This window comes from Paenibacillus apis, from assembly GCF_018333295.1.
Lineage (GTDB): Bacteria > Bacillota > Bacilli > Paenibacillales > Paenibacillaceae > Fontibacillus > Fontibacillus antibioticophila.
On sequence record NZ_BORS01000025.1, the window covers coordinates 40,195 to 57,427 of the forward strand.

The following is a 17,233-nucleotide window of genomic DNA, read 5'->3' on the forward strand; positions in this document are numbered from 1 at the left end:
GATTGTCCCTATCAACTGACCAAAGAATGCACGTTAGGCCCTCGTACTCACTATAGTTAGTTTACCATATATTTATTATCGGCTTGGGTGCAGACTACTTCTTATCCGCCTGTTCAACCGCTATTTGCAATGTATCAAGCGGATCTGCTGTTTTTTGGTCAATTACGTAAACCTTGTTCCCTTTTTGCCATTGGATTATTGTCTCGGGATGCTCACGGAAGCCATTGACTTGTATCTTGCCGCGCTCATCCGGCGGAGGCAGAAAATGATCCTCTAAATAACTTACAATGGTTTTAGCCATAGCTTCCCCATTATCATAATCGTCTACAGCATACTCGGGGTCGTTGGGAAAGTTAACTTCGATCAACCATTTTCCTTCATTCCAAGAAATATATTGATGTCCTGCCGCACCTTCAGCATGTCCTTTAATCCCATGTCCCAGATCCACATTCGTTTGTTCAATTTCATAATAATTCTCTATGGCATTAACAGCTTCTTCTTTGCTTGAATACTGAGTCTCCTTTACCAGCCCTTCTTCTTCATGGCGAGAATCACTCGTGTTATCAGGACTTGCTGCATTCCCATTATTAGATTCATTGGTTGATTCGTTACCTGAGTCGTTACTTCGATTATCTGAATTTAAATCTCCTGTATTCGAACTGTTCGTTTGTCCAGGGTGCGCAGAGTTGTTCGATGGAGTCTGATCCGTTCCTTGGCAAGCAGATAAAACGAGCACAAGTAGAATGAGCATCGCAAAATAAACTTTCTTCATCATGACGAGCCTCCGTTCTTGATGCAATTTAGTTCCGACTACGATACTCTTCATTACCCGAAATGAATATTGAATTCACTTTAACTGATTGATTACACTTACATACCTCTGATGCCATTCTTCCCATTCGCCTTTTGGAAAATCCATAAATTGACCATCAAGTAAACTACTAAGCATATCGAGACATACATGCCATCCGGCTAGATCTATAGAGGTATGGTCACTTAAGACAGGAATAAACTCCTTTAAGACTAATAGGCAACCATCGTCATTGGGAAATAACTCGAAGCGAACCCACCCTTGCCCCCATTCGTATTGCAAATAGAACCGTTCTTTGTAGTCCTCAATCGAGATGTCAAAGGATTTCCCCGTTCCATCGTTCATATTGAACTTTATCTTCCCGCCTTGTCGAAGGTCTACAACTTGGAGGTTAGGCATCCATTTTTCAAGTTTGTCATTCTCGGTTAATGCGGACCACACCTTTTCAACTGAATAATGCAGTGACCGGTTATAGGCGGCTATAAAGCCGCCTTTAAATTTCTCTACTACTGCCAGCATATAGTTACTCCTCCTTCAATAATTCCCTTAGTGTATTATCGCCCAGATTCCCTTAATTACTAAACCTTATTATAGGCGATCAGTGATGGGTCCTATAAAATACAGAGCGCCAGTTCACTTGTGAACTAGCGCTCTGGCACTTTTTCTCTAACATATTAATCGTAATACACTAGCATTACCAACCGACTTTGTTGTTTTGAATCAACTTTAATTTTCTTATAAGCAGCAACTGTTCGGTGAAAATAAAGTATTTGATAGACGTCTACTGTTCATTTAACAGTTAGTCTAATTTAGAATCTCGCCTTTATCTGTTTTCGCCAAACGTTCTCGCCAAACTGCTAGCTGTTCAGGCGTTTGTCGCACCCAATCCTTCACTTCGCCAACAATTTTTAATGGGGCCTTGCTGCGATATGATCGCGTCGGATTACCTGGAAATTTCTTGTCCGTCACATTTGGATCATTTTCCCATTCACCTGTCGGCTCAACGAGATACACGCGGGGTGCACCATCGCCTTTTGCCAACTCAGCAGCTAACCCAGCCCCATCACGCAAAGCTGTAAAATAAATGTGATTCATCACAACATCAGGATTGTAATTTGAGCGAAAGCCAGCTGTGAGGAAGTCTCCAATCTGCAAATCTGCTCGTGTCCCATGATAAAACGGACCGTTGTCAAGAATTTCAGCCATCTCGCCACCACCCCCAAATTCAGTAGGATAAATCTGATTTTACCATGAAATCTGCACATTAGCGTAAGAATCCGCATCAATAACGTTGCTCAAAAGTGATAAAAGCCAATTTATTGAACTACGCCTCCGTTAGTATGTGGATACTATAAATTTCTCGACCTATTATTCGGTGTATTCGGCAAGATTCTCCAGAGTGGACCTCAAACCAACGTCGTGATCTTCCTTCTGAATTCCTTCGGGTACGTTCTCACAAACGATAGTAACATTGGTGCCTTCCGGAACAGCTGTTAAGGTCCATGTCATCATCATCTCTCCGGCGTAGACGGGGTCCTCAGACTCAAATTCTACCGACCATACAATTCGCTCTCCCGGGATGAGCTCTAAGAATCTCCCTTTGGAAACGTCAGTATTTTCCGAGGTCTTGCCTTCAATTGAATGGTCCGTTCCGATATAAGATAGAGATATTCGATAGGCTCCACCGACTCGAGCGTCGAACTCAAAGATATGGCCCTTCATACCCTTCGGTGGCAGCCACAAAACCAAAGCCCCAGGATCCACGAATGCCTTATAGATAGTTTGGGTTGCTGCCTTGATGATTCTCGAAGCAGTGTCAACTCTCTTCTTACTCGACTCATTTGTCATAACTTCAACCCTCCAAAGTTGCGTATTCATAATAGCCTTCAAATAATAGACCATTACGCCGACATCATAGAAACGCTGACATAGAAACTGTTCAGACTGTCTCACGACTTATGTTTCGCAATTCGTGTAATTGTATCGATTACTCCGCTTGAAACAAGTCAAATTGATTACCGTACAAATCCTCAAAACCGACTCCTTTTCCTCCCGGAACTAGGGTTGGTTCTCCGTGGAGCACGACACCACGTTCTTTCATTTCAAAATAGTCGCCTTCGATATCATCTGTTTCAAACATGATCAGGACTTGATTAGCGCTCTGTTTGCCTATCAAAGCTCTTTGGTCTGGTGTATCCGCCTTTACAAGTTCAAATAACGTTTCATTACTCTCTCTCGGAGCGACCGCTAGATATCGCGATCCCGGACCAAATTCCATATCCGAGATTACAACAAACCCAAGCCTTTCCGTATAAAATTGTTTGGCTTCCTCCTGATCTTTCACTAGAATCGTAAGTTGGGCCGCTTTAAGAATCATCTCCTCAGTTCCTTCCTTCTTTCTTGGATATTTCGAAATCAAGCTTTCATGATTAAATTATACCTTCTATCTAAAAAGAACGCTCCCGCACCTTAGGAAACAGGAATCCTGAGTAAAGACTCTGAATTAAGATTCGAGAAAGAACCTGCATTTCCCTTCCTTATCCCCTAATCCCTTTCCCCTGAAACAATTGAAAAGCCGAGCAAATGTCAGAAAATAATCCTGGATATGCTCAGCTTTGATACGAGTTTGGGATCACTGATACGAGTTTATTTGCTTCTCACAACTGTTCGATGACAATAAAGTATTAGACTGCCGCTGTTGTCATTCAACTAACGTACCCGTTAGTTCAATCTTGTGTGGCTTACTTTGGTACATTTAATAAGTTTTGAATATTCCTTGACAGGAATATTCCGATTCAGGTATATTGTAAATGTAAGCAAGAGGCACTGCTAAAACGAGGTGATAGACCGAATGACGGATAGCACATCGACGTTTAGCGCTCTGGCAGAGCCGAATCGATTACGCATCGTAGATTTACTCGCGGGCGGCCCTCTATCCGTGGGCGAGATCGCGGAAAGTCTGCAACTAAGGCAGCCCCAAGCGTCCAAACATTTGCGCGTCCTATTGGAAGCCGGCCTGGTGGAAGTCGAAGCGGAAGCGAATCGGCGGAACTACAAGCTTCGAATTGAGCCTTTGAAAGAACTTGATGAATGGTTGGAGCGTTACCGTCGGATCTGGAACGAGCGTTACGACAACTTAGAGCGATATTTGCAGCAACTGCAAGTGAACCCGAAAGAATAAGGACCCAAAATTCGAGGAGGAACAAACAATGACAAACAAAATGTTGAGCAAAGTAGAAGGAAACGTATTGACTCTGGAACGCGTTTTTAACGCTCCCCGCGAGCTTGTATTCCAAGCATTCTCCGAAGCGGAGCATCTGAAGCAATGGTGGGGGCCAAGCGGCTGGTCCATTCCAGTATGCAACGTCGACTTCCGCCCGGGCGGCATCTGGCATTACTGCATGAAGTGCGAAGACAAGGCGCAAGGCGATTTCTACGGCATGGAGTCTTGGGGTAAAGCCATCTATAAGGCAATCGCAACGAACGAGCAGATCGAATACACCGACTACTTCTCCGATAGCGAAGGCAATGTTTCGGCAGATATGCCTTCAACGGATGTCATCCTTCAGTTCGTGGAATTCGAAGGCAAAACAAAGCTAATCAACCAAGCGACTTACGCATCCGTTGAAGCACTGCAACAGGTGCTTGACATGGGCATGGAGCAAGGCATCACGGAAACTTGGGATCGTCTGGAAGTGCACCTGCAGAGCGCTCAATAAGTGAAATAATAACCGCAAACCACGACAAACCGCCCTCTCGGCAATGCAGAAGGGCGGTTTGTCACGTTTTGCGCCATACCGGTTTTCATTATGGATAGTTACACTTGAACTAATCAGCCCGTTTCTTCAATGGAACAGGGAGCAGCGCCGCGGCGACCTGCTCCCTGTACTAGTTGAACTAACGTCTCCCATTAGCGTAACGACTTATTTATTATGCAAAATTCAAATGCAAGTCTAACGATACATTTGTACATACCACATTTTGAACCCGTGCCGCTCATAAACACCGTTTGATTCAGCCTCAGCAATAATGCAATCGACCAATTGAAGCCCAATACCATCCACCCTATAATCAGGATGAATATAAACTTCATAAATCTCCAGAAACTGAGAGTTTAAAGGAAATATAGGATACTGGGAAGTTTGAATAACTCCGTGCGTATATCCAATAATTCTACCTTTCTGTTCGGCAACCTAAAAATATTCACCTAATTGATTTGAAATTTTTTCAGCAACAACCCAACCAGGCTCTCTCCCCTACTCCACCGTCACACTCTTCGCCAAATTCCGCGGCTTATCGACATCATGACCTAGAGCCAGAGATGCGTAGTAAGCCAGAAGCTGCAGAGGTACAACGGACAAGGCTGGCATCAAGAGCGGCAGGGTCTTCGGAATCGCGAAGACTTGGTCGACTGAACGCATCAGGTCTGCCACATGCTCTTCATAGGTGATGGCCATCACTTCGGCGCCGCGTGCCTTCACTTCCTTGATGTTGCTGACGGTCTTCTCCAGCAAGGCATCCTGGGTGGCCAGGGCGATGACTGGAATGCCTTCCTCGATCAGGGCCAGGGTTCCGTGCTTCAATTCACCCGCAGCATAAGCCTCGGAATGGATATAAGAGATTTCCTTCAGCTTGAGCGAGCCTTCCATCGCTACCGCATAGTCCAGACCGCGGCCGATGAAGAACAGATGCTCATGCTTGGAAATATGCTCGGCATATGCCTTGATCGATTCGCTTTGGGCAAGCAGGCTTTCCACTTGTTCAGGCAGCGACTGCATGGCAGCAATGACATGTGCAATTTCCGAGGCTTCCATCGTTCCGCGGATATCCGCCATATACAGGCCAAGCAGATTGAATGCAATAATCTGCGAAGTGTATGCCTTGGTCGATGCTACAGCAATTTCTGGACCCGCCAGCGTAGCGATAACATCGTTCGCATCGCGTGCGATCGAGCTGCCCACCACATTGGTGATAGCCAGAACATGCGCACCGTTGGCTTGTGCTTCACGAAGTCCTGCCAAGGTATCCGCTGTTTCACCGGATTGGCTCACTACGATAACGAGCGTATCCGGGGTAATAATCGGATTGCGATAACGATACTCCGAAGCAACCTCGAACGACACCGGCACACGGATCAATTGCTCAATGACCGAGCCGCCTACGAGCCCAGCATGATATGCCGTACCGCAAGCTACGATGTGAATCTGACGGATCGAGCGGATATACTCCGGCGTCATATTCAGATTCGGGAAGACCACCTTATGCGTCTTCTCATCAATCCGGCCAAGCATCGTATCCCGGTATGCCTTCGGCTGCTCATGGATTTCCTTGAGCATGAAATGGTCAAATCCGCCTTTTTCCGCAGTCACTTCATCCCACTCGACAGAAATCATTTCCCGAGAAATAAAATTCCCTTCGATGGTCATCAATTCGACAGCGTCTTTAGTCAGAAGCGCCATTTCCCCGTCATTCAAAATGTAAACTCTACGCGTATATTTCAAAATCGCCGGAATGTCGGAGCCGATGAAGTTCTCGCCTTCACCAATCCCGATGATCAGAGGGCTGGCTTGACGCACAGCCACCAACCGGTCCGGTTCATACTCCGTTAATACGCCAAGCGCAAATGCGCCGCGCATGAAGCTGATCGCCCTTTGGACAGCCTTAACAATATCTCCCTTATATTCGCGTGCAACCAAATGGGAAATAACTTCTGTGTCTGTCTCGGATACAAATACATATCCCTGCTCGATCAGTTCTTCCTTCAATTCCAGGTAATTCTCAATGATACCGTTATGCACCACCGAGAATTTCTGGGTGTGGTCCGTATGAGGATGGGAGTTCACATCCGACGGCTTGCCATGGGTTGCCCAGCGGGTATGACCGATTCCGGCCGTTCCCTCCAACGGGGCACCGTCCAGCTTGGATTCCAGGTTGGCCAAACGTCCGATCGACTTGGCTACCTGCAGCCCCTTCGAGGTATATACCGCGATTCCCGCCGAATCATATCCCCGATACTCCAGCTTTTTAAGTCCATCCAGCAATACCGTCTGTGTATCTCTGTCCCCAATATATCCCACAATACCGCACATAATTTATATCCTCCGTTTCATTCTCTCCGAATTTTAAAAGTTCAGGACAGGAGGAAAGAAGCGGAAGACGCTCGCACGGTCCACAGAGACAGGTCTATTCAGTTATGAATTCATCACAAATAACATAGCTCAATCCTAAAATATCGCTCATGAATGTCCATCTTCTCCGTACACCGCGGTTCTCCCGCACTCCTGTCCACACTCATGAAATAATTACGTCTTAATAAGGTCATCAGCCTGAAAGGTTTGGCAGAACGGTCGCCCATTCCTTTTGTCCTTACAGTTACGATGTGATGAATCACCGGGAGGCCCCCGCCGAACAATTCGAACACCTCCACCTCGTCAGCTTGCCTTTGCCGCTCACTCCGTTCGGACCTTACGTCAACCCTGAGGTTGCGCACAATTTGCCTATGACAGCATTCCGAATCAGCTTCACGCGCGAAATCAAGCTCTGGCGCTTACCTTGCAGTTACCTCACGATCCTCACTTTCGCTTCTTGAATAATGTCTATTATATGCACTTGAGGAAGGTTTGGCAATTCGTCTCTTCTCATCTTCATGCATACTCACTGATTTTACCCTAAACCAAGCTAAAAAGCACGTCCTTCTTCAACCTTTCTTCCCCGCCTCCACCTTACACAAAAAAAGAACTGCCACTTCTCCTCAGAGAACGGCAGCTCACAATTTTTCAAATACAACATTAAACTAGATAAGTTGAATTAAAGAAGCTGCGTAGAATAGGGCATAAGTGTATACTTTCATTCAATCAAGAAATCCGTGAACAACAGTGATCGAAGGCACACTTTACACGTTGCCCACTGCATACGCAATCACTAGTTCAACTTAAACTAGTTCCTTCTCTACAACCGAAACGATGCTGGCTACCAGTTGCTCAAGCTCCGCCAGCTCCGGTCCTTCAGCCATCACGCGAATCAGGGATTCTGTCCCGGAAGGACGAACCAGCACCCGCCCGTTATCGCCAAGCTGACGCTCCACGGACACAATCGCTTCCTCAATCGCTGTATTGCCTACATACTTGCTCTTATCCTGAACCCGCACATTCACCAGCACCTGCGGATATTGCTTCATGACCTTCTTTAACTCGCTCAGCGGCTTGCCGGCCGCCTTCATCGTATCAACCAGCTGAATCGCCGTCAGAATGCCGTCCCCAGTCGTATTATAATCCAGGAAAATCACATGGCCCGACTGCTCTCCGCCCAGATTGTAGCCGCCGCGAATCATCTCAGCCATGACATAACGGTCTCCAACCGCTGTCTGCTGCGTGTTAAGCGACAACTTCTTGGTCGCCTTATAGAAGCCGAAATTACTCATCACCGTCGAGACGATCGTGCTGTCCTTCAGCTTGCCTGCGCGGTTCATCGCATCGCCGCAAATGCAGAGGATATAGTCGCCATCAACTTCCTCGCCATTCTCATCAACCGCAATCAGACGATCCGCATCTCCGTCAAATGCCAGTCCAATATCGGCACCAAGTCGTCTGACCTCTTCCTTGAGCTTCTCCGGATGGGTCGAGCCGCACTGATCATTAATATTCAGCCCATTCGGCTCAGAGCCAATGCTGTACACCTCGGCGCCCAGCTCCTTGAATAATTGCGGAGCCAACTCATAGGCTGCACCGTTCGCGCAGTCCAGGACAATCTTTAGCCCTTCAAAGGAATGGGAGATTGTTGTCTTCAAATGATCAAGGTATCTGAATTTGGATTCGATATCTACCGTAACTGAGCCCAGATCAGCGCCAATTGGCCGCGGCAGCTCGTCTGTCTCCTTGTCCATCAGCTCTTCGATCAAGAGCTCGGTCTCATCCGACAGCTTGAAGCCGTCGTTTCCGAAGAACTTGATTCCGTTATCCTCCACCGGATTATGCGAGGCCGAGATCATGACTCCCGCCGATGCATTCAGCAAGCGCGTCAAATAAGCCACTGCCGGAGTAGAGACAACCCCGATCCGGATGACATCCGCTCCAATCGAGAGCATGCCTGCCACAAGGGCAGATTCCAGCATAACGCCGGAGATCCGGGTATCCATCCCAATCACGACCTTAGGCTTCGGAACCTGGCCAGCCAGCACATACCCTCCGCAGCGGCCAATTTGATAAGCCATTTCTGGTGTTAGCTCTTGATTTGCAATCCCTCTGACTCCATCTGTTCCAAAATATTTCCCCATAATTACACTCCTTCAGTGTTGTTCCTATAGCTTGCTTTCCGATTGCGTTCCGTTTGTTCCCGCAGTTCCCCCGTCATCCTGAGTATCTGTCTCAGTATTATCCGCAGGCTCCGTTGGAGGAACAGAATTGTCGGCACCGCCATTTCCTGTCTCCGCATTCGGGTCATCCGGAACCGTCGCGGCCGGATCTGCAATCTCGGTCAATTCAATTTGAATAGAATGGTTGTAGCCCGGCTCAGCCAAATCGATATAATCCGGAAGCTTGATCGCTATGGGGACAGTATGTGTGCCTGCAACCAAACCGGATAGATCAGCAGTTGCGAGAATGTCCTCTGTCCCAAGCCTTCCCAGTTGATCCTGTGAGCCAAGCACGGTTAACGAAATGTGCTGATCTGCAGCATTGAGGAATTTCGCCTCCAGGCTTTCGCTCAAATTTAGCAGATTCACCGAAATATTGTCAATCGTTCTGCTGGCTGCCGGCTCGATCTTCACCGTTACTTGCGCCGTGGTGGGCTCAATTGCATCAATCCCCTCGGGAGGCGCGAGATTCACCGTATAGTTCGTCTCACTGGTCCCGACGAACTGTCCCAGATCCACCGTCACCGGAAGAGAGGTAATGGCATCCAGGCTTTGTTTGGGGCCGTATAGAGCCACCCCTTCCACATCGGTACTGATCCCTGAGAGAACATAGCCCGTTGGCAGACTTCCCGTATGATTCACTTCTAGCGGTACGCTTTTATACAGCTTATTGATCGGAACATCGACCTCTACAGAAACCGGCTCGATCTCCGCATTCTTCATTTCCTGCCCATGCTTATCATATGCGGTTAGCTTTACCGTCTTGCCTTTTACAGACTCCGTCAGATCCGTTACATCAACCGTTCCTTGCACCTTCTGGATCTCCTGCAGCTCGCTCTGCGGAAGGGTCACGTTCACATGATCTGCTCCCGTCAGTACAGGACTGCCCAATTGCATGCCCTCTGCAGGCGTGCCTTTCGTCACGATGGTAACCGGCATTTCAATCGTTTCCTTCGCCTCGATAGTTACCTTGATGTAAGAAGGCGACATGGAGATTAGTGTGACTCCGGGAGGAACCTCCGGCGAAAGCGGCAATGTCGTTGTTCCCGGTCCTATATTTTTCAGATCCAGCTTCACCCGATAATCGGAAAAGCTCATCGTCAGATCTGTGCGCTTCCCCTTTACTTCCATGGTTACATTATCCGGCTCTAGGTCATAAAGGACATACTTTTCACTATCAAATCCCGTAACCTCAATCTTGATATTGTTAATCACCTTCGAATTCATCACGGTCGTCGGTGAGACCGGAGTACCGCTGTCAATATGAACCATAGCCCAAAGGACGATGCTGATGATCAAGGCGATAATCTTGGCTACATTGTTCTGGCTTAGCCACTTGTCCATTACTTCCGCCCCCCTATCCGTTTCCAGAAAGGCTTCCGTTTCTCGATCTGATTGAATTTCGGACCGAGCTCCTCATACAGCTTGGAGATCAAAGACTCTTCATTAATATCCCGGACGACCTGACCCTCGATCGCAAGCGAGATTTGTCCCGTTTCCTCGGATACTACAATCGAGACCGCATCCCCCACCTCGCTGATTCCAATGGCTGCGCGGTGTCTTGTCCCAAGCTCTTTACTGATAAACGGGTTCTCGGACAAAGGCAAATAACAGCCAGCCGCCGCAATTCGGCGATTCTGCACAATGACCGCGCCATCATGAAGCGGGGTATTCGGGATAAAGATATTGATCAGCAGCTCCGAAGAGATCACCGACTGCATCGGAATGCCTGATTCAGTATACTCGTTCAGCCCCGTATTGCGTTCAAAGACGAGCAAGGCGCCGATTTTTCTACGTGATAAATAATTAACAGCCTTAATAACAGCTCCGATCTCTTTGCTCAGCTCTTCATCATCAGCATTCCGTCCGAACAGCTTGCCCCGGCCTAACTGCTCCAATCCCCGTCGAAGCTCCGGCTGAAAGATAATAAATACGGCCAGTACTCCGAACGTAAACATCTGATTCATGAGCCATTTTAAGGTGTACAGATCAAACCACGTACTCGCCGCCCAGATTAACACCAACACCAGGAGCCCTTTTAACAATTGAATGGCCCGAGTACCCCGGACCAACAAAATCAGGTGATAGATAATATATGTAACAATAAGAATATCAATAATATCCTTGAGATAGTCCTGCCAAGTCGAATTCGCAAAATAATTCATAGATGAAACCCCCACGTGTCTCTGTGGCAGCCGCCATATCCAGAAACATTTATGTAAAGCTCATTAGCTTGTCTCTTTCTGTGTAGTCTTCCCTAACCTCTAGGTTATAACGTAATGGCAGCAGATGCAAGCGTCCATTCTCTCTCTAGGTTTAGGAATCAGAGGTATTTTTTTCCTGAGAACGCAAAGAAAAGGCGCCCGTGTTCCTCCTGAGAGGAAGGCGCCATGTTCTCCATATGTGCTACCTGTAGGCCACTTCCGTAAACACGTTGGATATCCGGTACCAGATCCAGTCCAACGCCTGATCAATGCTCTTGATCTCTCCGGCGATATGCGCCGTGGATGCCTGATAGTAGGAACCATCAATGACGGTCAAATTTCCCTGTACCTCTCCCAAAATCTGTACATCGCCATTCTCTATAGTAAGATTCCCGGCAATGCTTGCTCCTTCAGGGACGGTAACCGTCTTCCCCTCAATAATAAGCTGATTCTGATTGGATTCCGCGGTCTTGACCACCAGATCCTCCGCTCTATCCCACATGGATACTGCACTGAACAGCATAACCACCAGAAATAGCGCGGCCGCTGTAAGCGCAGGATGACGTCTCACCCATTTGGGAAAAGGCTGCCGGTCATACTGCCTTGGAATCTGATCCATAATCCGGTCGACAAGCTCATCATCCGTCTTGACCGCCGTGTGCTTGATTGTGGCGAACATGAGCATCTCTGTCTGTTCCAACTCCCGATACAGGGCGTTGCATGAGGGGCAGGCCTGCAAATGCTGCTTAAGCTCCAAGGCCTGCTCATGCGGCAAATCATCATCCAGAAAATCATGCATCAATGAGGAGGCTTGTTTGCAATCCATATTAGCCAATCCTTTCTCAGTATCAATCTATGGCAGCCAACGTTCTGTCCATTGGCATAGTCGTCCTACCTAACATTACGTAACACAAAATTAAGCGTTTCATAAAAATTTATGCTCCAGCTTCTTCCGCAAAAATTCCCGTCCACGATGGACCCTAGTCTTCACCGTAGTAACCGGCATCTCCAGCACATCACTGATCTCTTGCAGCGACAGCTCCTGCAAATACCTCAGGATGATTACCGATTTATACTTGGCCGGCAAGCCTTCGATGGCCTTGTGAATCGTCTGCTGGGTCTCCGAGAGCAAGTATTCCGTCTCCGGCGTCCGGTCATCTCCAGGAATGAGCGCATATCCGTCTACCCCATCCTGATCATTCATTCCCGCATCAAGATAGTAATTGGGCTTGCGCTTTCGCAGCCGGTCTATACACAGATTTGTCGCAATCCGGTAGATCCAGGTCGAGAACTTCTGCTTATCATCATATCGGTCAAAATTTTTATATACGCGCAAAAAAGTCTCCTGGACAATATCTTCAGCCTCATGTCGATTCGACAGCATCCGATAGGCCAAGTGAAATATCTTGTCCTTGTACAACTCAACGAGCTCGGCAAAGGCTGTCTGTTCACCCTTACGGGCCAGCTTCACCAATCTCGCCTCAAAATGTTCCACCACGATCATTTCCCCCATATCCATGGATGGGCTTTTTCGGGATTCCTACCTGCCTTGCGCTCCGCTTCCCTAGCCCTTGCGCGGCACCTTGCGCCTGCGGCACTTCATTCAAATGTTAATTCAACTGTCACGAAATTGCAATAACCTTCACATACATTCCCTCTGGAGTCCCGCAAAAAAAACAGACCCGCTCATTCCTGAACGGGCCCGGGCTTCAGCTATGCTTGTTTCATGCGCTATTGCTTTTTGATTTGTCTCGGGTATCAGCCTGTATTGCGAAGGCCGGCTGCAATTCCGTTAATGGTCAGCAGAACCTCTCTCAACAGGACCGAATCATTGCGACCCAACTCCCGAGCTGCGCGCAGCTCGCTTAACAGCTTCACCTGCATATAGCTGAGCGGATCTACATAAGGATTACGCTGACGAATCGACTCCTGAAGGTCAGGAGCATTCTCCAGAATATCCGACAATCCGGTAATCTTCAAGATCATATCCTTCGTAAGATGGAACTCCTCCTCGATTTGCCGGAAGATTCGTTCCTTATAGTCCTCTTCTCCGCACATCTGAGCATATTCCTCTGCAATGACAAGGTCCGCCTTAATGACCGCAAATTGCAAGGTATCGATCAAGGATTTGAAGAAGACCGAGTTCTTGTACATATCTTGGAGGACCTTAAGATTCTCTTCCTTCCCTTGATAGTACGTATTAAGTCCTGTACCTGCCGCGTACCAAGCAGGGAACAGATAACGGCTCTGCGTCCAGGCGAATACCCATGGAATTGCCCGCAGGTCTTCAAATCGGTCACTATTCTTACGTTTGGATGGACGCGATCCGATATTCAATTCCCCAACCTCGATCAATGGAGTGGATTCTCTGAAGAACTTCAGGAAGTCCGGTTCCCGGAAGACCAAATCCTGATACTTCTCCAGGGAAGTCTCCGAGATTCCTGCGATGATCTCATCCCATTGATCCTCTTTTTCGGTGCCATTCTCCTCATGAACCTTGGCTTGAATCGCAGCTGTAATCAGAGCAGAGGTTGCTGTCTCCAGGCTACGATAAGCGATTCCCCGCAGCGAGTAGCGGGAGGAGATGACTTCCCCTTGCTCCGTAATTTTGATCCCTCCGCCGATAGTCTCCGGCGGCTGAACAAGAATACTGCGGTTAAGCGGCATTCCACCGCGCCCGAGCGCTCCTCCACGGCCATGGAAGAACTTCAGCTTCACGCCAAACTCCTTCCCAGCTGCCGTAATCTGCTTCAACGCCACACGAAGCTCCCAGTTTGCCGTTACTACGCCGCCATCCTTGTTGCTGTCGGAATACCCCAGCATAATCTCCTGCAGGTCCTTCATGGCTGCTACAGATTGGCGATAGACCGGCATACTGAACAGTCTGCGCATAATATCAGGGGCTGCATGCAGATCGTCGATCGTCTCGAAGAGCGGAACCGATTGAAGCGTACAAATGACTTTGCCATCGGCTTCTTTTCTGAACAGTCCAACCTCTTTGGCAAATACCATAACCTCCAGAATATCGCTTGCCGCTTCCGTCATACTGATCAAATAGCTTGTGATACACTGAGTGCCGAATTCCTTCTGCGCATTGAAAATAGTACGGTATACGTTCAGACATTCCTTCGTGCTGTCACTGTATTCCTGATAAGAAGAGGTTAGCGGTCTAGGATCATTCAGCAGCCGCTCCAGCAGCTCCAGCTTGGCTTCCTCTTCGAGCTCTGCGTAGTTGCTGACAATATTCATATTGGCCAACACTTCAGTCATGGCGTTCTCATGCTCTTTACTATGCTGCCGGATATCCAGGGTCGCCGTATGGAAGCCAAACAGCTCCACTTGCCGAATAATCTTGTTCAGATGAGTGTCCGCTACATAATCCGCGTAGTGATGCCGGAGACTGCGGTCAATGACCTTAAGGTCCTCAATCAAGCCATTCACATCGTAAAAGCTCTCCCGGCTATCCTTTTTCCCGGAATCAAGCACCATATGCAGCTTCTCCGTCATATACGTAAGCTTAACACGGTAAGGCTCTTTATCATTGTTCCATACCGGTGTCTTCAGCAGCTTCACTTGCAGGCGATCGCGCTGAATCGAAGCCATCAGCTCATCCGATACATCCACAATGCTGGTGCTGAAGCTCAAATACTTGAACAGCTCCGACAACAGATTCTGATACTCGCGGATGACCAGCTTGCGCTGCATCTTCAGCGTCTGCCAGGTTACATCAGCGGTTACGGACGGATTCCCGTCCCGGTCGCCTCCAATCCAGGAGCCAAACCGCAGATAAGCAGGAACATGCCATAAATGCTCCGGATAGTATTTGCTCAGACATCGTTCAAGCTCTTGATATACCTCAGGCAAGACATGGAATAAGGTTTCGTGAAAATAGTACATTCCGTTTCTGACTTCATCCAGTACCGTAGGCTTGCGGTCACGCAGCTCGTCTGTCTGCCAAAGCGTGATAACCTCATTCAGCAGCTTCTCCCGCAACTGCTCCCGCTCGCGGTAAGTCAGTGTCGGGTTATCCAGCTGCATCACATCATCGGCAATCCGTTTATGGATGTCGAGAATGGCGCGGCGCATCGCCTCCGTTGGGTGGGCTGTCATAACCAGCTCCAGTGACATCCCCTCCAGAACCTCCTGGGCTTCACTGAAGTTAAAGCCATGCTCCTTCAAATCTCTTACCGCTGCCTCGATAGACCCAAACTGTACAGCGTCTCCTGCAGAGCGCTCGTAATCTCTTTTACGGCGAATCCGGTGATTTTGCTCAGCAATATTTACCAGTTGAAAATAGATGGCAAATGCACGGATGACCTGATGCCGGATATCCGGTTCTAGCGAATTGATCATGCTTTTGAACTCGTCATGCAATTCCGGCATAAACATTGCTCTTAAGGACTTACTCGCTTCACGAATCTTCTCGACAATATCTAAGAGCTCATTACCGCCCTGGTGAACAAGGACCTCTCCCAGAATATTGCCCAAAAAACGTATATCGCGTCGTAAAAGGTTATTTGAGTTCGTTTTACCGGCTGCTACTGCTACTTCCGTCATAGCTCTCCCCCATTTCGTCCCTATTCCATCTCAAGATGCCTTCCTAACATAATACAATAAACTTCCCCGAAAATCTTCACTTTATTTGTAAGTTTTCTATGCACCTTTATTCACCCTAACACGGTGAAGCAATAAAATGCAAGGATAAAAAAAAGCTTGGTTATAACAAAAAACACCATCTTTATGATGATGTTGCATGAATTAATGGAGCGGGTGATGGGAATCGAACCCACGCTACCAGCTTGGAAGGCTGGAGTTCTACCATTGAACTACACCCGCAGCATATAATGGTCGGGACGACACGATTTGAACATGCGACCCCCTGGTCCCAAACCAGGTGCTCTACCAAGCTGAGCTACGTCCCGACATTAAAGTATACAGCACTTATAAAATTAAAAGTGGCGCGCCCTAAGAGATTCGAACTCCTGACCTTTTGATTCGTAGTCAAACGCTCTATCCAGCTGAGCTAAGGGCGCGTACTATGGAGCGGACGACGGGAATCGAACCCGCGACCCTCGCCTTGGCAAGGCGATGCTCTACCGCTGAGCCACGTCCGCAAATGGTGCGCGTGGAGGGACTTGAACCCCCACGTCAAAGACGCTAGATCCTAAGTCTAGTGCGTCTGCCAATTCCGCCACACGCGCACTTTGAAAAGTGAGCCATGAAGGACTCGAACCTTCGACACCCTGATTAAAAGTCAGGTGCTCTACCAACTGAGCTAATGGCTCATAGCTAAATGGCTGGGGATATAGGATTCGAACCTATGGATGACGGAGTCAAAGTCCGTTGCCTTACCGCTTGGCTAATCCCCAATAATTAAAATGGTGGAGGCTGAGGGGATCGAACCCCCGACCCTCTGCTTGTAAGGCAGATGCTCTCCCAGCTGAGCTAAGCCTCCATATGTACCAGCTTACTAAAGGGCTTCTCATCCCTGCAAAAATATACATGGTGACCCGTAGGGGATTCGAACCCCTGTTACCTCCGTGAAAGGGAGGTGTCTTAACCCCTTGACCAACGGGCCTCAAAAGCTTCCAACCGGGATCGAACCGGTGACCTCATCCTTACCATGGATGCACTCTACCTACTGAGCTATGGAAGCAAATGGCTCCCCGAACAGGACTCGAACCTGTGACAACTCGATTAACAGTCGAGTGCTCTACCAACTGAGCTATCAGGGAACATTACGCTTGGCGGCGTCCTACTCTCCCAGGACCCTTCGGTCCAAGTACCATCGGCGCTGGAGGGCTTAACGGTCGTGTTCGGGATGGGTACGCGTGGAACCCCTCCGCCATCGCCACCAAACAGGATTTT

General features: G+C 48.3%; 14 protein-coding genes, 11 tRNA genes, 1 rRNA gene and 1 pseudogene. 2 read left to right on the forward strand and 25 right to left on the reverse strand.

Annotation, left to right across the window (positions count from 1 at the left end; genetic code table 11):
- Nucleotides 1–94: 94 nt before the first annotated feature.
- The 5 genes from KI362_RS23620 to KI362_RS23640 form a co-directional block, all read right to left on the reverse strand.
- Entirely contained in the window at nucleotides 95–775 is a 681-nt protein-coding gene (locus KI362_RS23620) for a hypothetical protein (RefSeq protein ID WP_212939994.1), read from the reverse strand.
- 72 nt (nucleotides 776–847) lie between these two features.
- Entirely contained in the window at nucleotides 848–1,330 is a 483-nt protein-coding gene (locus tag KI362_RS23625) for an SRPBCC family protein (protein WP_044482439.1), read from the reverse strand.
- 285 nt (nucleotides 1,331–1,615) lie between these two features.
- On the reverse strand, nucleotides 1,616–2,017 hold the full coding sequence (arr, locus tag KI362_RS23630) for an NAD(+)--rifampin ADP-ribosyltransferase (RefSeq protein WP_212939995.1): 402 nt from the start codon (nucleotides 2,015–2,017) through the stop codon (nucleotides 1,616–1,618).
- A gap of 162 nt (nucleotides 2,018–2,179) precedes the next feature.
- The gene (locus tag KI362_RS23635; protein WP_212939996.1) at nucleotides 2,180–2,659 is read right to left on the reverse strand and encodes an SRPBCC family protein; all 480 of its coding nucleotides are present in this window, start codon (nucleotides 2,657–2,659) and stop codon (nucleotides 2,180–2,182) included.
- 139 nt (nucleotides 2,660–2,798) lie between these two features.
- Nucleotides 2,799–3,188 (reverse strand): VOC family protein, encoded by a 390-nt coding sequence (locus tag KI362_RS23640; protein WP_044482443.1) that lies wholly within the window; start codon nucleotides 3,186–3,188, stop codon nucleotides 2,799–2,801.
- Nucleotides 3,189–3,662: 474 nt separating this feature from the next.
- On the opposite strand from KI362_RS23640, the gene KI362_RS23645 reads away from it, so the two are divergent.
- Nucleotides 3,663–3,992 (forward strand): ArsR/SmtB family transcription factor, encoded by a 330-nt coding sequence (locus KI362_RS23645; protein ID WP_044482444.1) that lies wholly within the window; start codon nucleotides 3,663–3,665, stop codon nucleotides 3,990–3,992.
- 28 nt (nucleotides 3,993–4,020) lie between these two features.
- Nucleotides 4,021–4,530, forward strand: coding sequence for an SRPBCC family protein (locus tag KI362_RS23650; RefSeq protein WP_044482446.1), 510 nt, complete (start codon nucleotides 4,021–4,023; stop codon nucleotides 4,528–4,530).
- 234 nt (nucleotides 4,531–4,764) lie between these two features.
- Here the strand turns inward: KI362_RS23650 and KI362_RS25595 are convergent.
- The 20 genes and pseudogenes from KI362_RS25595 to rrf form a co-directional block, all read right to left on the reverse strand.
- Nucleotides 4,765–4,992 (reverse strand): annotated as a pseudogene (locus KI362_RS25595) (GNAT family N-acetyltransferase); the annotation flags it as partial.
- A gap of 75 nt (nucleotides 4,993–5,067) precedes the next feature.
- Complete coding sequence (glmS, locus tag KI362_RS23655) at nucleotides 5,068–6,900, reverse strand: glutamine--fructose-6-phosphate transaminase (isomerizing) (RefSeq protein WP_212939997.1); 1,833 nt, start codon at nucleotides 6,898–6,900, stop codon at nucleotides 5,068–5,070.
- A gap of 842 nt (nucleotides 6,901–7,742) precedes the next feature.
- Nucleotides 7,743–9,083, reverse strand: coding sequence for a phosphoglucosamine mutase (gene glmM / locus KI362_RS23660; RefSeq protein WP_301630769.1), 1,341 nt, complete (start codon nucleotides 9,081–9,083; stop codon nucleotides 7,743–7,745).
- A 24-nt stretch (nucleotides 9,084–9,107) separates the two neighbouring features.
- Nucleotides 9,108–10,505, reverse strand: coding sequence for a CdaR family protein (locus KI362_RS23665; protein ID WP_301630770.1), 1,398 nt, complete (start codon nucleotides 10,503–10,505; stop codon nucleotides 9,108–9,110).
- The gene (gene cdaA, locus KI362_RS23670; protein WP_044482451.1) at nucleotides 10,505–11,326 is read right to left on the reverse strand and encodes a diadenylate cyclase CdaA; all 822 of its coding nucleotides are present in this window, start codon (nucleotides 11,324–11,326) and stop codon (nucleotides 10,505–10,507) included. The genes KI362_RS23665 and cdaA overlap by 1 nt, the downstream gene beginning before the upstream one ends.
- A 241-nt stretch (nucleotides 11,327–11,567) precedes the next feature.
- A complete protein-coding gene (locus tag KI362_RS23675; RefSeq protein WP_301630771.1) occupies nucleotides 11,568–12,191 on the reverse strand; it encodes a zf-HC2 domain-containing protein in 624 nt (207 codons plus the stop codon).
- Nucleotides 12,192–12,290: 99 nt separating this feature from the next.
- Entirely contained in the window at nucleotides 12,291–12,878 is a 588-nt protein-coding gene (gene sigW, locus KI362_RS23680; RefSeq protein ID WP_301630772.1) for an RNA polymerase sigma factor SigW, read from the reverse strand.
- 245 nt (nucleotides 12,879–13,123) lie between these two features.
- Entirely contained in the window at nucleotides 13,124–15,922 is a 2,799-nt protein-coding gene (ppc, locus tag KI362_RS23685; RefSeq protein ID WP_301630774.1) for a phosphoenolpyruvate carboxylase, read from the reverse strand.
- Nucleotides 15,923–16,127: 205 nt separating this feature from the next.
- Nucleotides 16,128–16,201: transfer RNA gene (locus KI362_RS23690), tRNA-Gly, on the reverse strand.
- Nucleotides 16,202–16,210: 9 nt separating this feature from the next.
- Nucleotides 16,211–16,287, reverse strand: a tRNA-Pro gene (locus tag KI362_RS23695).
- 34 nt (nucleotides 16,288–16,321) lie between these two features.
- Nucleotides 16,322–16,398, reverse strand: a tRNA-Arg gene (locus tag KI362_RS23700).
- A gap of 6 nt (nucleotides 16,399–16,404) precedes the next feature.
- Nucleotides 16,405–16,479 (reverse strand) — tRNA-Gly (locus KI362_RS23705).
- Between the two features lie 3 nt (nucleotides 16,480–16,482).
- Nucleotides 16,483–16,566 (reverse strand) — tRNA-Leu (locus KI362_RS23710).
- Between the two features lie 11 nt (nucleotides 16,567–16,577).
- Nucleotides 16,578–16,650 (reverse strand) — tRNA-Lys (locus KI362_RS23715).
- 9 nt (nucleotides 16,651–16,659) lie between these two features.
- Nucleotides 16,660–16,734: transfer RNA gene (locus tag KI362_RS23720), tRNA-Gln, on the reverse strand.
- 10 nt (nucleotides 16,735–16,744) lie between these two features.
- Nucleotides 16,745–16,820 (reverse strand) — tRNA-Val (locus KI362_RS23725).
- Nucleotides 16,821–16,868: 48 nt separating this feature from the next.
- Nucleotides 16,869–16,943: transfer RNA gene (locus tag KI362_RS23730), tRNA-Glu, on the reverse strand.
- A gap of 5 nt (nucleotides 16,944–16,948) precedes the next feature.
- Nucleotides 16,949–17,021, reverse strand: a tRNA-Thr gene (locus tag KI362_RS23735).
- A 3-nt stretch (nucleotides 17,022–17,024) separates the two neighbouring features.
- Nucleotides 17,025–17,100, reverse strand: a tRNA-Asn gene (locus tag KI362_RS23740).
- Between the two features lie 7 nt (nucleotides 17,101–17,107).
- Nucleotides 17,108–17,224, reverse strand: a 5S ribosomal RNA gene (gene rrf / locus KI362_RS23745).
- Nucleotides 17,225–17,233 lie beyond the last annotated feature (9 nt).